Here is a 20,821-nt window from a genome sequence, read left to right as displayed (position 1 = left end):
GAGCACCTGGTGCCGTCGGCTTTCGTGGTCCTCGACGCCCTTCCTCGTACGGTCAACGGCAAGCTCGACCGCCGGGCTCTCCCCGCCCCCGACGACACCGCCGCCTCCGAGGGCGGACGAGCACCCCGCAACCCCGCCGAGGAGATCCTCTGCGGTCTCTTCGCCGACAGCCTCGGACTCGAATCCGTCGGCATCGACGACAACTTCTTCCACCGCGGCGGCCACTCCCTCCGCGCCACCCGCCTGATCAGCCGCATCCGCGCCGTCTGGGACACCCGCATCACCATCAGCGACCTGTTCCGGAGCCCCACGCCGGCCCTCCTCGCCGAGCAGATCGCGGCCGGCAGCGGCGACGACCCCCTCCGCACCGTGCTGCCCATCCGGGCCGTCACGGAGACGAACTCCGGTGAACCGCCCCTGTTCTGCGTCCACGCCGTGTCCGGGATGAGCTGGGGGTACGCCGGTCTGCTGCCCCACCTCGACCAGGACCGGCCGGTCGTCGCGCTCCAGGCCCGCAGGCTCGGCGGCCCGCACGACGCGCCGTCCTCCATCGAGGAGATGGCCGACGACTACCTCGCCGAGATCCGCAGGATCCAGCCGCACGGCCCGTACCACCTGCTCGGCTGGTCCTTCGGCGGTCTGGTCGCGCACGCCGTGGCGGCCGGGCTGGAAGCGGCGGGGGAGGACGTGGCCCTGCTGGCCCTGCTCGACTCCTATCCGCTGCCCGACGGGTTCCGTGCGCCGGAGATCGACGGCCGGCACGTGCTGACCGCCCTGCTCGGCTCCGCCGGCGACACGGTGGAGGTGCGCTGCGCGGACACCACGCCGGACATCGGAGAACTCGCCGACGCGCTGCGCCGGTCGGACCCGGTGCTCGGCGCCCTCGAACACGCGCAGGCGGCGGCCGTCGTGGCGGCCACCCTCGACAACCTGCGGATGCGCTACCGGTACGTGCCGGACGTCCGGTTCGGCGGCGACGCGGTGTTCTTCGACGCCACCGGCACACCGGCCCCCTCGTCGGGCGCCGAAGCCTGGGCGCCGTACGTGACCGGGCGGGTCGAGGAGTTCGCCGTCGACTGCGAGCACGCCCGGATGACCGAGGCGGAGCCGCTGCGGGCGATCGGACGGGTCCTGGCCGCGCGCCTGCGGCCTGCCCGTACCGCCCGAATCTGAGAACCCGGACGCACGGGGCCCGTACGGCAGCACCACCGCCGTACGGGCCCCGGCGCGTCCCCCGACGGCCGGCCGCGCGTCGAACTGCCCGCATACTGCCGCCCGACCAGCCGGATCCCGGCCCCCGCGCTGCCTAGCGTGTGGGTGTCCGCACGATCGGCCAGGCCCTGTGAGTGGTGCGGTCCGGCCCCCAGAGGAAGTCAAGGACATGGTGGATCATTCCGGTTGGCGGGTCGGCGTCGCCTCGGCCCCCATACATCACGGCGAAATTCTCCAGGGCGTCTTTCCGCACCAGGGCCAGCTCACCCGGGGACTGGTCACCCTGCCGTGCACCGTTCACACCACCCGGGCCTCGTTCATCCCCGCGCGGGGCGAGGAGCTGACCGTCCACCCGATCTGGAAGACCAAGGCGCGGCGGGCCGCCCAGCTCACCGCCGAGGCCTGCGTCCCGCCCGGTCAGGGACCGGTGGGCGGGCATCTCGAACTCACCGGCGACGTACCGCTCTGCCGGGGCTTCGGCTCGTCCACGAGCGACGTCCTGGCCGCGGTCTGGGCCGTACAGGACGCCCTGGTGTCCCCACTGCCGCCCGAGGAGGTCGCCAGGATCGCGGTGCGGGCCGAGACGGCGTCCGACTCCCTGATGTTCAACGAGAGTTCGGTGCTGTTCGCGCAGCGCGAGGGCAAGGTCATCGAGGACTTCGGGTACCGCATGCCGGCCGTGCGGGTCCTCGGCTTCGGCTCGCGGCCGGAGAACGAGGGCAAGGGCGTCGACACACTGGCCTTCCCGCCCGCCGAGTACGGCAGTGCCGAACTCGAACTCTTCGCCGAACTCCAGGTGATGCTGCGCGAGGCCATCCACACCAAGGACGTCGCCCTCGTCGGCGCCGTCGCCACCGCCAGTACCGACATCAACCAGCGGCACCTGCCCATCCCGTGCCTCGACGGCCTGCGCTCCATCGTGCGGGAGACCGGCGCCCTCGGCATCCAGGCCGCGCACAGCGGGGACATCGCCGGGCTCCTCTACGACCGCGACGACCCCGAGGTCGAGGCCCGTACCGAGCACGCCCAGCGACTCCTGCACAACATCGGCATCCACGAGCAGTGGATCTTCACGACGGGTGACTGACATGACTACGACCACGATCGCGGGCGTCGGCAGGCTGCACGACTCGGTGGTGGACGCCACCGAACTGCCCCGCATCATCCAGGTGACCGACAACCTCTACGCGGCCGCGTTCAGCCTCATGAAGCTGCTGCCGGCGCGCTTCATCATCGACCGTGCCGAGGCCGCCGGGCTGCTGCGGCCCGGCAGCCGGGTCATCGAGACCTCCTCCGGCACCTTCGCGCTCGGCCTGGCGATGGTGTGCCGGCTGCGCGGCTACGACCTGACCATCGTCGGCGACTCCGCCATCGACCGCGACCTGCGCAACCGGCTGGAGATGCTGGGCGCCACCGTCGAGATCGTCGAGTACGCCGGGCAGAGCGGCGGCATCCAGGGCGCCCGCCTCGCCCGCGTCGAGGAACTGCGCCGGCTCCACCCCGACAGCTTCGTGCCCGGCCAGTACGACAACCCCGACAACCCCGGCGCCTACGCCGTGGTCGCCGACCTGATCGGGGAGACCGTCGGCTCCGTGGACTGCCTGGTGGGCCCGGTCGGTTCCGGCGGCTCCACCGGCGGCCTCGCCGCCGCCCTGCGCCCCGCCGACCCGGCGCTGCACCTCGTCGGGGTGGACACCCACGGCTCGATCATCTTCGGCTCGCCCGACGGACCGCGCACCCTGCGCGGCCTCGGCAGCAGCATCCACCCGGGCAACGTGCGCCACAGCGCCTACGACGAGGTGCACTGGGTCACCGCCCCCGAGGCCTTCCACGCCACTCACGAACTCTTCCGCAACCACGGGCTGTTCATGGGCCCCACCAGCGGCGCCTCCTTCCAGGTCGCCTCCTGGTGGGCCGCGCACAACCCGGACAGCAAGGTCGTCATGGTGCTGCCCGACGAGGGCTACCGCTACCAGTCCACCGTCTACCACGCCGAGTGGCTGCGCGAGCAGGGCATCGAGCCGGCACCGGCCCCCGGCGGCCCGGTCACCGTCGACCACCCGCTGGACGCCCCGTCCTCGTGGACCCGGCTGGTGTGGGCCCGCCGGGGCTTCGGCGACGTGATGACGCCGGAGGTCCACGACCTCGGCGACGTGATGACCCAGGAGGCCCACGGCCTCGGCGGCCCGACGACGCCGGAGGTCCGGTCGTGACCACCCCGCTGCTGCTCCTCGTCGAGTCCAACACCACCGGCACGGGGCGCCAGTTCGCCGCCCGGGCCCGCGATCTCGGAGTCGTGCCCGTCCTGCTGAGCGCCGATCCCGCCCGCTACCCGTACGCCGCCGAGGACGGCCTGCGCACCGTCGTCGTGGACACCGCGGACGACGACGCCCTGTGGGCCGCCGTGACCGGCCTCGCCGCCGCCGCGCCGGTCGCCGGGGTGCTCTCCAGCTCCGAGTACTACGTCGCCACGGCCGCCGGACTCGCCGCGCGCCTCGGGCTTCCCGGCCCGTCCGCCGACGCCGTCCGCGCCTGCCGCGACAAGGCCGCGCAGCGCCGCGCCCTGGCCGGGGCCGGGGTGCCCGTGCCCCGCTTCTCGGTGGCCGGCGACGTCGCCGAGGCGATCGCCGCCGCCCAGTGGGTCGGCGGCCCGGTCGTCGTCAAACCGGTGCAGGGGTCGGGGAGCCTGGGCGTACGCCTGTGCCGCGACCGCGACGAGGTGGCCGACCACGCGAAGGGCCTGCTGGCCGCCACCGTCAACGAGCGCGGTCTGCGCACCCCGGGTGTGATCCTCGTCGAGCAGTACCTGACCGGGCGCGAGTTCTCGGTGGAGGTCTTCGGCGAGGAGGCCGTCGTCACGGTCGCCAAACACGTCGGCGCGCCCCCGGTGTTCGTCGAGACGGGGCACGACGTGCCCGCAGTGCTGACCGCCGCGCAGGCCGCCGCGCTCGCCGACACGGCCGTACGCGCCGTCGAGGCCCTCGGCCTGGGCTGGGGCGCGGCCCATGTCGAGCTCCGGCTCGACGGGGACGTCGCCCGCGTCATCGAGGTCAACCCGCGGCTGGCCGGCGGCATGATCCCGGAGCTCGTGAGGCGGGCACGCGGCATCGATCTGGTCGGCTGCCAGGTGCGGGCCGCACTCGGCGAGCCCGTCGACCTCACCGGTACGCCGGACGCCGCGGGCGCGGCCTCCATCCGCTTCCTGACGGCCGGAGCCGAGAGCGTCCTCGCGGACGTCGCCGCCGCCGAGGCGGCGGCCCGCGCCGTGCCCGGTGTCGTCGACACCGCCCTCTACCGCCCGGCCGGAACCACGGTCGTACCGGCCGAGGACTTCCGCGGACGGGTGGGCCATGTGATCGCGGCCGGTACGGCTCCGCGGGAGTCGGCCGAGGCGGCCGAGACCGCGCTCACGCTGGGACTCGCCACGGCGCTGACGCCGGCGACGGCAGGCGTGCCGGTGAGGGAGGCGGTGCCGGTATGAGCGACAGCGTCACCGGGACGAGCGGCACGCACGAGGCAGGCGTCCACACCGGCCGGCTCCGCACCGGGCTCGACCCGCGCGCCCATCGCATCGTCTACGACCAGTACCGCACCGACGACGGCGACCCCGTGGGCGACGAACTGCGACTGATCAGCGAGGTCGACCGGGCCCATCTCGTGATGCTCGCCGAGCGCGGCATCGTCGACGCGCGCCGCGCCGCGGCCCTCCTCGACACCGTCGACGCCCTGCGCGCCGAGGACTTCGCCCCCGTACGGGCCCGGCCCATGCCGCGCGGCCTGTACCTGGCCTACGAGGGCTGGCTCGTCGACCGGCTCGGGCAGGAGACAGGCGGGGTGCTGCACACCGGGCGCTCCCGCAACGACCTCAACGCCACCACCGTACGACTCAAGGTCCGGGGCCCCTACGGACAGCTCCTGGACGAAGTGGCCGAGCTGGCGCGGGTCCTGCTCGACAAGGGGGAGGCCCACCGCGACGTCACCATGCCCGCGTACACCCACGGCCAGCCCGCCGTGCCCATCAGCTACGGCCACTATCTGACCGGGGTCGCGGGCGGCGTGCTGCGCTCGCTCGCCGGACTGCTCGACGCGGGGCGGGAGATCGACGTCAACCCGCTCGGCGCGGGGGCCGTCGGAGGGACCTCCGTGCCGGTGGACCCGGCCCGCACCGCGGACCTCCTCGGCTTCACCGCCGCCGTGCCCAACTCGGTCGACGCGGTCGCCTCCCGCGACTTCGTGCTGCGCATGCTCTCCGCCGCCGCCGTCCTCGGCGTCCTCATGGCCCGGGTGGCCCGCGACCTGACCTGGTGGACGACGGAGGAGTTCGGGCTGCTCCGGATGGCCGACGACCTGGTCGGCTCCAGCTCGATGATGCCGCAGAAGCGCAACCCCTTCCTGCTCGAACACATCCAGGGCCGCTCGACCGCCGCCCTCGCCGGGTTCACCGGCGCCGCGGCGGCCATGTCCACCGCCGGCTACACCAACGCCATCGCCGTCGGCACCGAGGCCGCCCGCCATCTGTGGCCCGGTCTCGCCGACACCACCCAGGCGGTGACCCTGCTCCGGCTCGTCGTCGACGGAGCGGAACCCGACCGCGAACGGATGCGGGACCGCGCCCGGGAGGGCTTCACCTCGGCGACCTACCTCGCCGAACGCCTCGTCGTCGACGGCATCCCCTTCCGCACCGCCCACCACCTGGTCGGGGAGACCGTCCTCGGCGCCCTCGACAGCGGTACGCCGCTGTCCGAGGCGGCCCGTGCCCAGCCCGACGTGGCCGCGGCCGCCGCCGGATACCCGGCCGACTGGCTCGACCCGGAGACCGTGGCCGCCGCCTGCGCCCACGGCGGTGGCCCCGGCGGCACCGGACCGGACGAGGCCCTGGCCCGTGCGCGGGCCGAACTCGTCGCCCTCACCGCCGAGTCGGCGGCCCGCCGCGCTCGCTGGGCCGACGCCGCCGAGCGCCTGTCGGCGGAGGCCGCCAAGGTGGTGGCCGTCTCGTCCGACGACGTGCCGCCCGAGGAGGCCGCCGCCCGGGTGGTGGCCGCCCGATGAACGCGCGGCGCCGGGACGGGCTGCTGCGGCAGCGCGACTTCCGGCTCCTGTGGGCGGGGGAGACCACCAGCCGTTTCGGCAGCAACATCACCGGTGTCGCCATGCCGCTGGTGGCCGTGGTCACCCTGGACGCGAGCACCTTCTGGGTGAGCGCCCTGGCCGCGGCCGCCTGGCTGCCCTGGCTCCTCCTCGGGCTGCCCGCGGGTGCCTGGGTGGACCGGCTGCCGCGCCGCCCGCTGATGGTGGTCTGCAACGTGGGCTCCCTGCTGCTCCTGCTCAGCGTGCCGGCCGCCGCCTGGCTCGATGCGCTGACCATGACGCAGCTGGTCGTGGTCTCCCTGCTCACCGGGGTCGCGAACGTCTTCTTCTCCATCGCCTACCGGGTGTACGTGCCGTTCGTCGTCCCCCGAGAGCACCTCACCGAGGCCAACGCCAAGCTCCAGGGCAGCGAATCGGCCGCGCAGCTCGCCGGGCTCGGCGGCGGCGGTGTCCTCGCCGGCGCGTTCGGGGCCGTCAACGGACTCCTCGCCGACGCCGCGACCTTCCTGGTCTCCACCCTGTGCCTGCTCGGCATCCGAGGGAAGGAACCGGCGCCGGAGCGACCCGAACGGCCCCAGGCCCTGCGCAAGGAGGTCGCGGAGGGCCTGCGGCACACCGTGCGCGACCCGTACCTGCGCGTCCTGACCACGTACGGCACCGTCACCAACCTGCTGCTCACCGGCTACCAGGCCATCCTCACCGTGTTCCTCGTCCGGGAACTCCACGTCGGCGAGGCCGCGGTGGGCTGGCTGCTGGCCGGCAGCAGCGTGGGCGGACTGCTCGGGGCCGTCGTCGCCACGCCCATGGCACGCCGCTTCGGCACCGCCCGCGGCATGCTGCTCTGCAAGTTCGCCACGGCCCCGTTCGGGCTGCTCATCCCGCTGGCCGAACCGGGCTGGCGGGTCGTCCTGTTGCCCGTCGGCGGTGCCGTGCTCGCCCTGGGCGTCGTGTCCGCCAACGTCATCCAGGGCGCGTTCCGCCAGCAGTACTGCCCGCCGCAGCTGCTCGGCCGGATCACCGCGAGCGTCTCCGTCGCCAACTTCGGGGCGATTCCCGTGGGTTCGCTGCTCGGCGGTGTGCTCGGCGGTGTGCTCGGACTGCGGCCCGCGCTGTGGCTGCTCACCGCCGGTCTCGCGGTCAGCTCCGCACTGCTGCTCGCCGGCCCCCTGCGAGCCCGCAGGGACCTGCCCACCGAACCGCCGACCCACCCACCCGCCCGGCCCCCGGCCCAGCCGCCGGCCGAGCGGGCGGAGCCGGCCGCGCCGGGAGATTCACCCGAGCCGTCGGATTCACCCGATCCGGCCGACCGGCGGGCCCTCCGGTACGCCGTTCCCGAACAAGGCTGATCCGTCCCGACGGCCACCCGCGTCCGCGCATCCGTCATCGAACAGGAGGGGTCCCGTGAGTGATCCCAGAAGCGGTCCCCGGAGTTCCGCGAGCGGCACCCTGCTGCTCGCCCCCCTGCCACCTCCGCGCGCCCTGCCACGACCAGGCTCCCTGGACCTGTGGCTGCTCAGGGTCTCCGACGCCCGGGGCACCGGCCTCGACGCCGGTGTCCTGGACGCCACCGAGCGGCAGCGCGCCGCGGGTCTGGCGCACGCGGAGGACCGGGTCCGCTTCACCGCCGCCCATCTGGCGCTGCGCCGGCTGCTCGGCACGTACCTCGACACGCTGCCGCAGGACATCCGCTACGGCCGTGAGACCTGCCCCTGCTGCGGTGGTCCGCACGGGCGGCCGACCGTCCTGGGCGCCTCGCGCGGGCTGCACTTCTCGCTCTCCCACCGCGGGGACCTGGTCCTCGTCGGGACGGCGGTGGCGCCCATCGGCGTGGACGTCGACCTGGTCGCGGACCCGGGCGGCGCCGCGGAACTCGCCGCCATGCTGCACCCCGCCGAACAGCGCGAGATCGAGGCGCTGCCGCCCCCGCGCCGCCCCAGGGCGCTGGCCCGGCTGTGGACCCGCAAGGAGGCCTATCTGAAGGGGCTCGGCACCGGTCTGGGCCGTGACCCGGCGGCCGACTACGTGGGCTCGGGCAGCCCCGACGGAACGCTGCCGCCGGCGGGCTGGACCCTGCTCGACATCCCCGTCGACCGCGGTTACGCGGCGGCGGTGGCCGTCCACGGCGAACTGACCACTCCGTCGCCCCGGGTGAACCGCCTGTCGGAGCGCGACATCAGGGGAGACCCGCCCCGTCGTGAGTGAGTCGGTGAGTGAGGGGCTTCGGCCTCGGCACACGCGGAAGGTCCCCGGACAGATCGTCCGGGGACCTTCCGCGTATCACCCGACAGTCGGTGACCGGACGGCCGGAGATCAGCCGGCCACCGCGATCCACTCGTCGAGCTGCTCCTGCGTCGTGGCCGGATCGGCCACCAGATCGGCCAGCACGTCGCCGGCGTGATGGCGGGTCGAGACCGCGGGGCAGCGCGCGCACGCGGCGACCCCGGTCTGCTTCCACCACTGGCACCGCGCCCTGAGGTGACACCGAGGGACGGGGCCGTCCTCCTGGGCGGCGGGCCGGGAGAGCACCCGCTCGACGAGCGTGCAGTCGCCGCCCCTGCGGTTGACGCAGTCGCTGACGCAGTGCGACGCGAACCGCAGGACGCGGCGCGGCTCGACGCCCTGCGGCACCTCGCCGAGCACATCGGCCGCCGGTACCGGATCGGCCAGGTACACCACACGCCCGTCCTGCCCGGACCGTACGCCCAGGACGACGGACTCCGGCGCGTGCGCCTCTCCGCTGGGGCACCAGGTCTGCGAGGAGCCGTCCTCGCCCACGGTGGTCACCTCGGCCTCAGCAGGTGCCGGACTGGGTGCCGGCGACCTTCGTCACCCGGCCGCCGACGCTCTGGCTCAGTCCCTGCTCCCCGGCCTGCTCCTCCTGGGCGACGGCGAGTCGGATGCTGTCCTTGAGCTGGGCGGCCGAGGTGATGCGCTCGGCCGGGCCGCTCTCCGACGCGCTCGCCGCACCGGCACCGGCGACGACGAGTCCCGCGGCCAGCAGTGCGGCGGCTCCGGCCGCGGCCACCTTACGAGTCGGGTTCTCCATGGCGTACTCCTCCTCCTGGTATGGGAGTTGCGAGCGTAGGCCGGTGGAGAGCCGTGGCCGGAACTTTGCGGCGGCAGTCGACCGGCGGTTACGTCTCCGAGGGCGGGACCTGCGGGAACGCTCCGAGGGGGCCGGCCGCTCACGTCTCCGAGGGCGGCGCCGGCGGAAGCAGTGCGTCGGCCAGCCGGTCGAGGGCGGCGCCGCTCGGGGTGGCCGTTCCCGTGAGGGTGCCGACCAGGGCCTGGGCGAGGACGGTCGCCGTGCCGATCCGGCTGTCCTCGCGCTCGTCGCCGGTGACCTTCCCGATCACCGCGTCCCGTACCGCCGGGGAGGTGTCGGAGTCGCCGAACAGGTCGGGGAACGACAGCGCCATCATGCACACGCCCACGTTGGCGGAGAGGATCGAGCGCCCCGCGAGCTCCGGGGCCGTCCGCAGCCGCCCGGCGTCACGGCAGCGCTCCACCGCCTTCAGGAGGATCGCCTGAGCCTCCTTGACGGCCCCCGGCTTGGCGTCGCCGGCCGGCGAGAACATGAGCCGGTAGAGGTGCGGGTTGCGGAGCGCGAAGGCGACGTGGCTGTCCCAGGCCGTCTTCAGGTCGGCCACCGGATCGTCGGTGAGCGGGTTCTTGCGCTTCTCGGCGAGGAAGCGCTCGAAGCCGATGTCGGCGACCGCGGTGAGCAGGCCCTGCTTGTCGCCGAACTGCCGGTAGATCTCGGGCATGCCGACCTTCGCCCGGTCGCAGATGGCCCGGGTCGAGATCGCCGGCGCGTCTTTCGTGGCGAGGAGTTCCTCGGTGGCTTCCAGGATGCGCGCGCGTGCGGTCGACATGCCTCTCACGATATCAGCGCTCATAGCCGTTCGTAATCGATGATTACGAACTGTGTTAGCGTTGAGAACATCCCGGGGGTCGGGCGCCGCCCCCGGGCCGTCCGACCGTTCGCAACGAGAGAGCCGGGTGTTCCCCATGAACCGTTCGACGTTCCGCCGCGTCGCCTCAGGGGCCGTGGCGGCCACCGTGGGCGTGACCCTCCTCGCCGCCTGCGGCGGCGAGGACGAGGAAAGCGGCGACCGGGCGCGGCCGTTCACCGCCACGCACGTCGGCGGGCCGACGACGATCCTGGAGATCGGCGGCCTGCGCATCCTGCTCGACCCGACCTTCGACCCGCCGAAGAAGTACCGGAGCGGCCTGGAGAAGCTCCGGGCACCCGCCCTCGGCGTCGACGAGCTCGGCACGATCGACGCCGTCCTGCTCTCGCACGACCAGCACGACGACAACCTCGACGACTCGGGCCGCGCCCTGCTCCAGGACGTGCCCGTCGTGCTCTCCACGCCCGGAGCGCGCAAGCGTCTCGGCGACCACGTCACCGCCCTGAAGAGCTGGGAATCCCAGGAGCTGAAAACCGCGGTCGGCGCTGTCGAGGTCACCGCGGTGCCCGCCCTGCACGGCCCCGACGGCGTGGACCGCGGCGCGGACGGCGAGGTCACCGGCTTCGTCCTCAGCGGCAACGGTGTCCCCACCACCTACGTCTCCGGCGACAACGCCTCGGTCAAGGTCGCCCAGGAGGTCGGTGCCCGCGTCAGGAAGGACATCGGCCCCGTCGACACCGTCGTCCTCTTCGCCGGCGCGGCCCGCACCCCCGCGATCCTCGACAACGCGCCACTGACCCTGACCTCGGCGAACGCCGCCCGCGTGGCGAAGGAACTGGCCCCGCGCAAGGTCGTTCCGGTGCACACCGACAGCTGGAACATCTACTCCGAGGACATGCGGTCCCTCGTGCGGGCCTTCGAGGAGCGGGGAATCGAGGCCGAGCTCGTCGACCTCGCGCCGGACGGCACCCCGAAGAACCTCTCCTGAAGCCCGATCCCTCTCTCAGCCCCGTACGAAAGGAACCACCATGACCGCCTCCACCACCCTCCGTGATGTGATCGGCCTTCCCCAGGACCTGCCCCGTCTGAGCGAGTCGGCGCTGATCATGATCGACTTCCAGAACACCTACCGTGCCGGCGTCATGCGGCTCGACGGGGCCGACAAGGCCGTGGCCGCCGGCGCGCGCCTGCTCGCCGCCGCCCGCGCCGCGGGTGCGCCCGTCGTGCACATCGTCAACGACGGCGGCGAGGGCACTCCCTACGACATCCGGGCCGAGATCGGCGCGATCAGCGACGAGGTCGCTCCGATCGAGGGCGAGAAGATCGTCGTCAAGCAGTTCCCGAACGCCTTCCACGCCACCGGCCTCGAAGAGACCCTGAAGGACCTCGGCGTCAGCGGTGACCTGGTCATCGCCGGGTTCATGACGCACATGTGCGTCCTCTTCACCGCCCAGGGCGCCTTCAACCTCGGCTACCGCCCGACCGTGGTCGCCGAGGCCACCGCGACCCGCCCGCTGGAGGCCCCCGACGGCACCGTCACGGCGTCGGAGGCGCTCCAGGCCGCGAGTCTGACCACGATCACCGACCTCTTCGGCACCGTGGCCCGGACGGTCGACGAGCTCGTCGCGTAACGGGGTTCTCCCGGCAGGCAAGGGGTGCCGTCCCGTCCGGCGGCCCCCGCCTCCGCCCCGCCTCGGCCTCGCCCTGCCCCCGCCCCCCGACACCGGGAGTTCACCCGAGGTGTACCGGAACACCGCCTGATGATCGGTCACGGGTCGCCCGACTCGGCGGTAATGGCAGTCGGCCCGTGACGGATCATCCGGGCGCTCCTGTCCCGTACGCCCCCTGGAGGACGTGTGCCCCCCGCCGCCGAGACCGTGCTCGACGAGGTCGACGGCAAGGAGGGGACGGGCGGCCCGAAGCCTCCGCCCGGCTCCCCGCGGGGCCGTCTGCGCGCACCGGCCGTCGCCGGTCCGCTCGCGGCCGCCCTGCTCACCGCCGCCCTGCTCGCCCTCGCCACCCGGCTCTCGCGCAGCTACCCCTTCGGCCCCGTGACCAGGAACATCGTCGACCTGGGCCAGCAGTACCTGCCGTTCCACGCGTACTGGCGCTCGTTCCTCCTCGGCGAGACCCACGGAGATGTCTTCCTCAACTGGAACTCCGGCTTCGGTGCCGGCTTCCTCGGCGACATCGGCACCTATCTGAGCAGCCCCTTCGACCTGCTCGTCGTGCTCTTCCCGGCGGACCGCGTCGAACTCGCCCTGTACGTCGTCACCGTCGTCAAGATCACCGCGGCCGGGGCGGCGATGGCGCTGCTGCTCCTGCGGATGCGCCCCGGCCCCTGGCCGGTCGCCGCCGTGCTCGGCAGCGCGTACGCCCTCTCGGGCTGGACCTTCACCTTCGGTGCCACCGTCCCGATGTGGCTCGACGGACTCGTCGCCTTCCCGCTGCTCTGCCTGGTCGGCGAGTGGGCCCGCACCGGGCGCCGACCCGTCCTCGGTCCCGTCGTGGTCGCCCTGGCCTGGACCGCCAACTTCTACACGGCGTACATGGCGACCATCGGCGCCGCGGTCGTCCTGCTCGTACGGCTCCTCACCGCCGAGGAGACGTCCGGCGCGCGACAGCGCCTCGCCGGGGCGCTGCGTGCCGCGCGGGGCGTGCTCCTCGGCATCGGCCTCGCCGCGCCGCTCGTCGTGGTCGTCTTCCTCGGCACCAAGGTCGCCGATCCCACCCCCGAATCCACCTTCGCGCCCGCCGCCTGGGCGGAGGTCCTCGCCAGGTTCCTGCCGGCCACCGCGAGCCTCGCGAGCCCCGCCCTCTACATCGGCACGCCCGCGCTCGCGCTCGCCCTCACCCTGCCCTTCAACGGGGCCGTCGCCCCGCGCGTCCGGGCCGGTTGGTCGGCCGCGGTCGTCCTGGTGACGCTCTCCCTCCAGTGGGAACCGACCCATCTGATCTGGCACGCGGGCGCCTCGCCCAATGGCGGCCCTTACCGGCAGACCTTCGTCCTGTGCGGGCTGCTGGTCGTCGCCGGCTGGTTCTCGGCCGCCCGCGGCGTGCCCCGCCCGACCGCGCTCCTCGCGGGCGGCACCCTGATCGGGCTCCTCGGGTGGGCGGCCCACGGCAGCATCGACATCGACCGCTGGACGTACCCGGCCTTCGGCCTGGCCGCGGCCCTCGCGCTCACCGCCGCCCTGCCGGCCCTCCCGCACACCCGCGGGACCACGGCCGGCGAACCACCCGCACCCGTCCGTCCCTCGCGCGCCCCGGCCGCCCGCCTCCTGCCCGTCCTCGCCGTCGTCCTCCTCGTCGCCGCGCAGGCCGGCGAGGCGGCCGTCACCGGGAAGCGGATCGAGGAGCAGCAGCGCGACAAGGTCGCCTGGTCCCCGCGGATCGGCCCCTGGCACACCGCCGTGGCGGACGAGGTGGCCCGCGCGGACGCCTGGCCGAAGTACCGGACGGAACCCGGAGAGGTCCCCGGCGGCAACGATGTCCTGATCGTCGGCGGACAGGGGGCCGACTACTACAGCAGCCTCACCGCCGAGGTGACCTCCCGCACCCTCGCCTCCCTGGGCTTCGGCTACTACGCCAAGGGCCGCCACCCGGTCACCCTCGACAACCCGGTGACCGACGCCCTGTTCTCCATCGGCACCCGGGTCCGCTCGGTGCCCACCGAACCGGTACGCCAGGACGCACTGCCCCGGGCGACGGTGTCCGTCGCCACCACGCCCGTACCGCCGCTGGTCACCGTCCGTCCGATGAAGCGGCCCGCCACCCACCCCGGGGACTCCGCGTTCGCCGAGCAGGAACGGCTCCTCGGCGCCGACGTGTACGAGCTGCCGCCCGTCACCCGTCAGGGACGGACCGTCGGCGCCCGCTGCCCGGCGGGCTCCCAGGCCTGGTTCTGGGCCCCCGAGTACCGCGGCGGCGCGACCCTCGCGGGGAAGCCGCGCGTGGACTTCGAGGGCAAGCCGCCCGCCGTCCGGGCCCCCATGCGTGCCCTGGGCACGGTGCCCGAGTCCGGCGAGGTGCGGATCGAGCTGAGCCCCGAGCGCACGGTCCGGCTGCCCCGTCAGCCCGTCGGCTGCCTGGTCAGGGCCCGGCTCGACTCGGCCGTGCGGCAGCTGACCGCCACCGGGGCCACCGAGGTGCGCGCCACAGGGCACACCGTCACGGCCCAACTGCCCCCGGGCAGCACCGGGACCGCGGTGCTCGCCGCGCCCCGCATCTCCGGCTGGCGCTGCGCCGCCGGCGACGCGGAGCCGCGCCCCGCGCGCGCCTACCAGGGCCTCGTCGCGATCCCGCTCGACGGCCGGGCGCACACGGTCACCTGCTCCTTCCGCCCACCGGGTCTCATGCTCGGCGGCGCCGTCGGTCTGACCGCCCTCCTCGCCCTGATCGCCACGGGGGTCCTGCACCGGCGGGCCGGGCGGCGGGCGCACCAGCCGGCCGAGGGACCTGCCGCCGCGTGAGGCGGCTTCCGCACGGACGTTCCACGGGAGACGCCAAGAGTTCACCCGGAGTGCACACGCGGATCGTTCGCCCGGAAAAGTGGAGCGTTACCGTACCCGCCGTAGCGGCGTTTAATTGTTCGATTCAGTATGGGGATTACGAGTGCCGAAACTGTCCGTCGTCGTACCGTTCCACAATGTCGGAGCCTATGCGCCCGACACTCTGCGCAGTCTGGCGAACAACGCGGATCCGGAATTCGAGTTCCTGCTGATCGACGACTGCTCGACGGACGAAACCCCGGAAATCCTCGACCGCTGGCGCGACCGGCTTCCGAACGCCACCGTCATCCGGCACGAGACGAACAGCGGTGTCGCCCAGGCGCGCAACACGGGAATCGACGCCGCGCGCGGGGATCACATCACCTTCCTCGACGGCGACGACTGGTACGCGCCCGGCCACCTGAAGGCCATGGTGACCGGAATCGAGCGTCTGGACTGCGACTTCGCCCGTACCGACCACGTCCTCTCGGAGGGCCGGAAGCGGAACATCCGCTATGCCCCCGCCAAGCGCCGCGACACCGTGATGGACCCCCGTGACGGAATCTCGCCGGCCAGCATGGTGACGATGGTGGACTATCCCTTCGTGCCCTTCGGTATTTACAGCTCCCGTCTCTTCCAGAACGGCGAATCCCGTTTCGATACGTCCCTGAGAACGGCCGAGGACCGTCTCTGGGTCTGGCGCCTCCACCTCAAGGCACGCACCTTCGCGGCCCTCTCCCTGCACGGTGTCTTCTACCGCCGGGGCGTCACCACCTCGCTCACCCAGATCACCGACAACCGGCAGCTGGACTTCCTTCCGTCGTACGACACCCTGCTCGCCGACGTCTCCCGGGACGCGGAGGCGCACCGGTTCCTCCCGAAGGCGGTCCGCACCTACTGCGCGATGATCGCCTTCCACATGGGGAAGGTCGGCACGTACGAACCCGCCGTCGCCGCACGGCTCCGCGTCGACGTGCGCGACGCGTTGCACCGGATGCCGCAGCAGGTCCTCGAAGAGACCCTCTCCACCATGGACACAACCCGCAGCACTCTCCTCCGGAGCCTGCGCGACACCGTAAGGACCGCCTGACCCATGGCCCCCGCACCCGCCGCCGACACGGCACCGGCGCCCGACCCGGCCACCGACGGCCGCCCGGTCCAGATCTTCCAGGTGTCCACCCTGTACGGCGCCGCCACCCTCGCGGCCTCGCTCGACGCCGGCCAGTTCGGCCCCCGTGAGGACCATCGCCGACTCCTGCTGATCTCGCGCAACGCCGAGATCCCGGAGACGGCGCTGCGGATGGAGACGATGACCGGCTACGGGCGGATCGCCGCCCGTTTCGACGGCGTCCTCGACTGGAACGAGACGATCCACCCGTACCACCCCGCCGCCTGGGCCCCCCGCCCCGAGGACGCCCCGCTCTGGCAGCGCGTGATGCGCACCGCGTGGGACCTCGGTACCGCCCCGGTGGAGCTGGTCGTGGAATCCATCCAGGTCAATCCGGCCAAGGCACTGGCCGGCTGCTTCCCCGAGAGCGCCCTCCACGTCTACGCGGACGGCCTCATGAGCTACGGCCCGACCCGCAACGACCTCGCGCAGTCCATCGCCTGCCGCATCCGCCGCGTTCTCCACCTCGACCTGGTGCCGGGCCTGCGCCCCCTCCTCCTGAGCGAGTACGGCGTGGAGCCGGAGCTCGTCCCCGACGACGCCTTCCGTGCGGTCCTCGCCGAGATCGCCGAGGAGGCGGCCGACGATCCCGAGATCGTCCGGGCCGCCGCCGCCGAGCCCACGGCCCTGATGCTCGGTCAGTACCTCGCCGCCCTCGATCTCCTCACCGCCGAGGAGGAGGAAGAGCTGCACGTACGGATGCTCCGCGGCGTCACGGCCGCCGGACACCGCTCGGTGGTCTTCAAGCCGCACCCGAGCGCGCCCGCCGACTACTCCACGGCGCTCCAGGACGAGGCGGAACGGTCCGGCGTACGGCTCACCGTCCTCGACGGACCGCTGCTCGCCGAGACCTTCTACGAGCGGTGCAGGCCCCGGCTCGTCGTCGGCTGCTTCTCGACCGCGCTGTTCACCGCCGCCGTCTACTACGGCGTCCCCGTCGCGCGCGTGGGCACGGTCGAGGTCCTCGAACGGCTTACCCCCTTCGAGAACAGCAACCGGATCCCGCTCACCGTCGTCGACCACCTGGTCGCCGACCTGGAGCAGGGCGAGGAGCCCGCCGTCCCCGGAGCGGCGCCGGACTCGCTCACCCCGCTCGTCCGCGCCGTCGGCTACTGCATGCGGCACAAGAGCCACCCGGGAATGCGCGGGGAGGCCACCCTCTTCCTGGCCGAGCACCACGGCGACCCGGGGATCGCGCACCACTTCGACGCCGAGCGGCTGACCCAGCTCGGCCTGCCGGGCGGCACGGAGACGCCGGGGCGGAGGGGTGGCATGCAGTCCCTCCGCCGGAGCCTCGCCCGGGCCCGACGGGGCTGAAACGGTCGGGTCTCGACGGGGCCGATCCGTCCGACCCGGTGTCGGCGGGGCCGATCCCGTCCGGCCCGGCCCCGGCGGGGCCGATCCCGGTCCACCGGCGCGGCCGCAGCCGTGTCAGCCGCGCGGGCGGCGCCGCCGTGTCAGCCGTGCAAGCGGCGGTCTCCCCGGATCACTCGGAGGGGGACTTGACGAGGGTGAAGACCGCGCCCTCCGGGTCCGTCACCAGGGCCGATCGCCCCGCCGTGGCATCGCGCGGCGGCCGCAGGACATGGCCGCCGAGCTGCAGGACGAGCCGGGCGGCCGCGTCCGTGTCGGCGACCTCGAAGTACGTCATCCAGTGCGGGCCCCGGTCCCGGGGCAGCGCGTTGCCGACGCCGTGCAGCGAGGCCACCGGAGCCCCGTCCACCAGGAGCGTGGCGTAGTCGTGGTCGGCGGACACGACCGGCTCCACCTCGAAGCCGAAGACCGTCCGGTAGAACTTCCCGACCGAGGACGTCTCGTAGGTGAGGAGCTCGTTCCACACGGGGGTCCCGGGCGGTCCCGCCGTCGCCGTGCCGTGGTGCGCCTCCGCCTGCCAGACGCCGAAGACCGCGCCCACCGGGTCGGAGCAGACCGCCATCCGGCCGGCCTCGCCCGCGTCCAGCGGGCCCACGGCCACGGTGCCGCCGCAGCAGCGGATGCTCTCGGCGGTCTCGTCGGCGTCGACGGTGGCCAGATAAGGGGTCCAGGCGATCGGCAGATGCCGGTCGGGGGGCAGCTGGCCGATGCCCGCCACCTCCTTGCCGTCGAGCAGCGCGCGCACGTACGGACCGAGATGCTGGGGACCGGGCTCGAACTCCCAGTCGAAGAGTGCGTTGTAGAACTCCTGCGTGGCCTCAAGCCCGTGCACCATCAAGCTCACCCAGCAGGGTGTGCCGGGTGTGCGCCGAGTCGCCTCGGTCATCGTGACTCTCTCCTCGGACCGTCGTCGTGCCCGTGCTCCCCGTCCGATGGTGTCACCGACGGGGCCGCGGCGCGCCCCGGTCGCACCAAAGAGTGGCGCGATCCCGCCGCGACGACGCGGGGAGGACGCCGGGCTCGCCCCCGCGGCCGCGCGGCTGCGCGAGGATGGCACCCATGAACCCCATCATCGTCGTTAGCGAACTGCTGAGCGAGTCGGCCGGGGCCCGGCCGCCGGTTCTCCTGGACGTCCGCTGGACGCTGGGAGGCCCGCCCGGACGTCCGGCGTACGAGGCCGGACACCTCCCCGGCGCGGTCTACGTCGACCTGGACACGGAACTCGCGGGCCCGCCCGGCAACGGCGGGCGCCACCCGCTGCCCGACCCGGAGGCCTTCGGGGCCGCGATGCGCCGGGCGGGCGTCTCCGCGGAGACACCGGTCGTGGTCTACGACGGCGGCCTCGGCTGGGCCGCGGCCCGGGCCTGGTGGCTGCTCCGCTGGGCCGGCCACCCGGACGTCAGGGTCCTGGACGGGGGCCTCGCTGCCTGGACGGGGGAGCTCACGGAGAAGGTACCCACACCGCAGCCGGGCGACTTCCGGCCGGAGCCGGGCACGCTCGGGCTGCTCGACGCCGACGGGGCGGCGGCGTTCGCCCGCTCGGGGCTGCTCCTGGACGCGCGGGCCGCCGAGCGCTACCGCGGGGACGTGGAGCCGATCGACCGGGTCGGCGGGCACATCCCGGGCGCGGTCTCGGCCCCGACGACGGAGAACGTGGACGCGGAGGGTCGTTTCCTGGGCGCCGACACCCTGCGGGACCGTTTCGCCTCGCTCGGCGCCGCCGAGGGGACCCCGGTCGCGGTCTACTGCGGATCGGGCGTCTCCGGGGCCCACGAGATCCTCGCCCTGGAGATCGCGGGCATCCCGGCCGCGCTCTACGCGGGCTCGTGGTCGGAGTGGTCCGCCGATCCCGCGCGTCCGGTGGCCACGGGACCGGACCCGCAGTAGCCCTCCGCACAAGGAACCCACGGCCGTCTCTCCGTAACCCCGGATCCGCAGTGGTTCTCCGTGCCCGGGACCCGGGGTGGTTCTCCGTACCAGGGACCCGGGGTGGTGCTCCGTGCCCGGGACCCGGGGTGGTTCTCCGTACCCGGGACCCGGGGTGGTGCTCCGTAGGCGCCACCCACGGCAGTCCTTCCGTAACCCGGGACCCGGGGTGGTGCTCAGTAGGCGCCACCCACGGCAGTCCCTCCGTAACCCGGGATCCGCAGTGGTGCCCCGCACCCGGGGACCGCACCGTTCCTCCGCACACGGGGGGAGGGCCCGCGCCGATCCGGCGCGGGCCCTCCCCTCGTACGGCCGCAGCCGTCAGTCCTGCTTCTTCCTGCGGGTGCCGAAGACGATCTCGTCCCAGCTCGGCACCGCCGCGCGGCGGCCCGGGCGGACGCCGTCCGCCTCGGCCTGGCGGTCGGTGGTGCCGGTGAGCCGGTCCCGGTGGCCCGAGACCGCGCGGGGCATGAGGACGTCGGCGTACGCGGAGCCGGCGCCCGCCGAAGCGGCCGGGGCCGGCGGCTCCTCCGCCTCGACCTCTTCCGAGGGCTCCGAGTCCGGCTGCTCGGGCACGACCATGTCGCCGCGGAAGCTCGGCACGGCCTCCAGGAGGCTCGTCAGGGAGTCCCGTTCCTCCTCCGGCTCGGCGGACGCGGACGCCCGCTCCAGCTGGCGGTGGTCGAGCTGACGGTCCAGGGCGCGGTCGAGCGGCCTGTCCCGGGGCAGCCGGGCGATGCGCGGCACGAACGGGAAGCTCGGCTCCGGCGCGGCGGCGATCGTGTCGTCCGTCTCGCCGATCAGGGCACGGGCCTCGTCGTCGACGGCCTGGACGAGCCGCCGGGGCGGGTCGTACGTCCAGCTGGCCGTGTGGACCTCGCCGGCGACGCGGTAGACGAGCAGCACCTCCCAGGTGCCGTCGTCGCGGCGCCAGGAGTCCCACTGCACGGTGTCCTTCTCGGCGCCGCGCAGCAGCAGCCGCTCCTGCACCGCCTCGCCGAGCTGGGGGCCGCTGTTCTCGCCGGGCCTGCGGACCGGGGTCTTGCGGGCCCGCTCCGCCATGAAGGCGCGCTCGGCGAGCACGGGGCCCTCGAAGCGCCGCACGCGGTCGACGGGGATCCCGGCCATCTGGGCGACCTCCTCCGCGGAGGCACCGGCTCGTATCCGTGCCTGGATGTCGCGGGGGCGGAGGTGGCTCTCCACCTCGATCTCGATCTGGCCGAGGCGCGCGCGGTCGTTGCGCACGGCGGCGCGAAGCCGCTCGTCGATCGGAAGTGTGTACTCCGTGCTGTCAGCAGCCTTCAGCACCAGTCGTGTGCCGTCGTTGGAGACGGCCACGACACGCAGTTCGGGCATGGGGACCTCCCGGGTGGTGCCTGCCGACGTCACGTGCGTCGCTGCTTCCGCTAGTCGAGTGTGGCCTGCCCGGGTGCAGCCTGCCACTACCTTGCCGAGTTGCCCGGCGTGTCGGGCGTGGACCCTGGAACGCCGTTATGACACGGTTACCTGTTGACTACCCGGAGTGACAGGCGGTCACTCTGTGCAGTCGGTTCCCGTGCGATGCCGCGGCGCCGCCGGTCGAGCGCCGTGTCCGGCCCCCTCCCCTTGATCCCGGGCACCCGTGAAGGCGTCCGGACCCAGGGTTCGTC

The 20,821-nt window shown here is 73.7% G+C and carries 18 protein-coding genes; 13 read left to right on the top strand and 5 right to left on the bottom strand.

The genetic code is table 11. The features are described from left to right. From IF00_RS0124890 to IF00_RS0124860, 7 genes are all read left to right on the top strand, one after another. A partial coding sequence (locus IF00_RS0124890) for an alpha/beta fold hydrolase (RefSeq protein ID WP_158710517.1) occupies positions 1–1,173 on the top strand: 1,173 nt, incomplete at its 5' end. A gap of 208 nt (positions 1,174–1,381) precedes the next feature. Then, a complete protein-coding gene (locus IF00_RS0124885; protein ID WP_051820603.1) occupies positions 1,382–2,299 on the top strand; it encodes a GHMP family kinase ATP-binding protein in 918 nt (305 codons plus the stop codon). A 1-nt stretch (position 2,300) separates the two neighbouring features. After that, positions 2,301–3,425 carry a PLP-dependent cysteine synthase family protein gene (locus tag IF00_RS0124880; RefSeq protein WP_063740687.1) on the top strand — a complete coding sequence of 375 codons (1,125 nt, stop codon included), beginning with the start codon at positions 2,301–2,303 and terminating at the stop codon, positions 3,423–3,425. Beyond that, positions 3,422–4,693: an ATP-grasp domain-containing protein gene (locus tag IF00_RS0124875; protein WP_078944836.1), complete on the top strand. Its 1,272-nt coding sequence runs from the start codon at positions 3,422–3,424 to the stop codon at positions 4,691–4,693. The genes IF00_RS0124880 and IF00_RS0124875 overlap by 4 nt, the downstream gene beginning before the upstream one ends. Then, the gene (gene argH, locus IF00_RS41550; protein ID WP_051820602.1) at positions 4,690–6,261 is read left to right on the top strand and encodes an argininosuccinate lyase; all 1,572 of its coding nucleotides are present in this window, start codon (positions 4,690–4,692) and stop codon (positions 6,259–6,261) included. The genes IF00_RS0124875 and argH overlap by 4 nt, the downstream gene beginning before the upstream one ends. After that, positions 6,258–7,646 (top strand): MFS transporter, encoded by a 1,389-nt coding sequence (locus tag IF00_RS0124865; protein ID WP_063740686.1) that lies wholly within the window; start codon positions 6,258–6,260, stop codon positions 7,644–7,646. The genes argH and IF00_RS0124865 overlap by 4 nt, the downstream gene beginning before the upstream one ends. Positions 7,647–7,701: 55 nt before the next feature. Further along, on the top strand, positions 7,702–8,502 hold the full coding sequence (locus IF00_RS0124860) for a 4'-phosphopantetheinyl transferase family protein (RefSeq protein ID WP_063740685.1): 801 nt from the start codon (positions 7,702–7,704) through the stop codon (positions 8,500–8,502). A 108-nt stretch (positions 8,503–8,610) separates the two neighbouring features. Here IF00_RS0124860 and IF00_RS0124855 read toward each other — a convergent pair whose 3' ends face one another. From IF00_RS0124855 to IF00_RS0124845, 3 genes are all read right to left on the bottom strand, one after another. Beyond that, on the bottom strand, positions 8,611–9,084 hold the full coding sequence (locus IF00_RS0124855; RefSeq protein ID WP_245234623.1) for a hypothetical protein: 474 nt from the start codon (positions 9,082–9,084) through the stop codon (positions 8,611–8,613). Between the two features lie 7 nt (positions 9,085–9,091). After that, positions 9,092–9,346, bottom strand: a complete 255-nt coding sequence (locus IF00_RS0124850; RefSeq protein WP_051820601.1) for a hypothetical protein — start codon at positions 9,344–9,346, stop codon at positions 9,092–9,094. Positions 9,347–9,485: 139 nt separating this feature from the next. Continuing rightward, positions 9,486–10,175, bottom strand: a complete 690-nt coding sequence (locus IF00_RS0124845; RefSeq protein ID WP_030321574.1) for a TetR/AcrR family transcriptional regulator — start codon at positions 10,173–10,175, stop codon at positions 9,486–9,488. Positions 10,176–10,311: 136 nt separating this feature from the next. Here IF00_RS0124845 and IF00_RS0124840 point away from each other — a divergent pair, with 136 nt between their 5' ends. The 5 genes from IF00_RS0124840 to IF00_RS0124820 all read left to right on the top strand — a co-directional run bounded on the left by IF00_RS0124840 (position 10,312) and on the right by IF00_RS0124820 (position 17,189). Continuing rightward, positions 10,312–11,202 carry an MBL fold metallo-hydrolase gene (locus IF00_RS0124840; protein ID WP_030321572.1) on the top strand — a complete coding sequence of 297 codons (891 nt, stop codon included), beginning with the start codon at positions 10,312–10,314 and terminating at the stop codon, positions 11,200–11,202. A gap of 40 nt (positions 11,203–11,242) precedes the next feature. Continuing rightward, positions 11,243–11,845 carry an isochorismatase family protein gene (locus IF00_RS0124835; RefSeq protein WP_030321570.1) on the top strand — a complete coding sequence of 201 codons (603 nt, stop codon included), beginning with the start codon at positions 11,243–11,245 and terminating at the stop codon, positions 11,843–11,845. 225 nt (positions 11,846–12,070) lie between these two features. After that, on the top strand, positions 12,071–14,686 hold the full coding sequence (locus tag IF00_RS0124830) for a YfhO family protein (protein ID WP_037638999.1): 2,616 nt from the start codon (positions 12,071–12,073) through the stop codon (positions 14,684–14,686). A 142-nt stretch (positions 14,687–14,828) separates the two neighbouring features. After that, complete coding sequence (locus IF00_RS0124825; protein ID WP_030321566.1) at positions 14,829–15,794, top strand: glycosyltransferase family 2 protein; 966 nt, start codon at positions 14,829–14,831, stop codon at positions 15,792–15,794. 3 nt (positions 15,795–15,797) lie between these two features. Next, the gene (locus tag IF00_RS0124820) at positions 15,798–17,189 is read left to right on the top strand and encodes a polysialyltransferase family glycosyltransferase (protein WP_106975875.1); all 1,392 of its coding nucleotides are present in this window, start codon (positions 15,798–15,800) and stop codon (positions 17,187–17,189) included. Positions 17,190–17,358: 169 nt separating this feature from the next. On the opposite strand, the gene IF00_RS0124815 is transcribed toward IF00_RS0124820, so the two are convergent. Beyond that, entirely contained in the window at positions 17,359–18,132 is a 774-nt protein-coding gene (locus IF00_RS0124815; RefSeq protein ID WP_030321560.1) for a VOC family protein, read from the bottom strand. Between the two features lie 173 nt (positions 18,133–18,305). On the opposite strand from IF00_RS0124815, the gene IF00_RS0124810 reads away from it, so the two are divergent. Continuing rightward, positions 18,306–19,133, top strand: coding sequence for a sulfurtransferase (locus IF00_RS0124810; protein WP_030321559.1), 828 nt, complete (start codon positions 18,306–18,308; stop codon positions 19,131–19,133). Between the two features lie 360 nt (positions 19,134–19,493). Here IF00_RS0124810 and sepH read toward each other — a convergent pair whose 3' ends face one another. Continuing rightward, complete coding sequence (gene sepH, locus IF00_RS0124805) at positions 19,494–20,528, bottom strand: septation protein SepH (protein ID WP_063740690.1); 1,035 nt, start codon at positions 20,526–20,528, stop codon at positions 19,494–19,496. Positions 20,529–20,821: the final 293 nt, after the last annotated feature.

This window comes from Streptomyces flavochromogenes, from assembly GCF_000717595.1.
Taxonomy (GTDB): domain Bacteria; phylum Actinomycetota; class Actinomycetes; order Streptomycetales; family Streptomycetaceae; genus Streptomyces; species Streptomyces flavochromogenes.
Note: the sequence above shows the minus strand (reverse complement) of the source record. Positions and strands in the feature narration are given on the sequence as shown.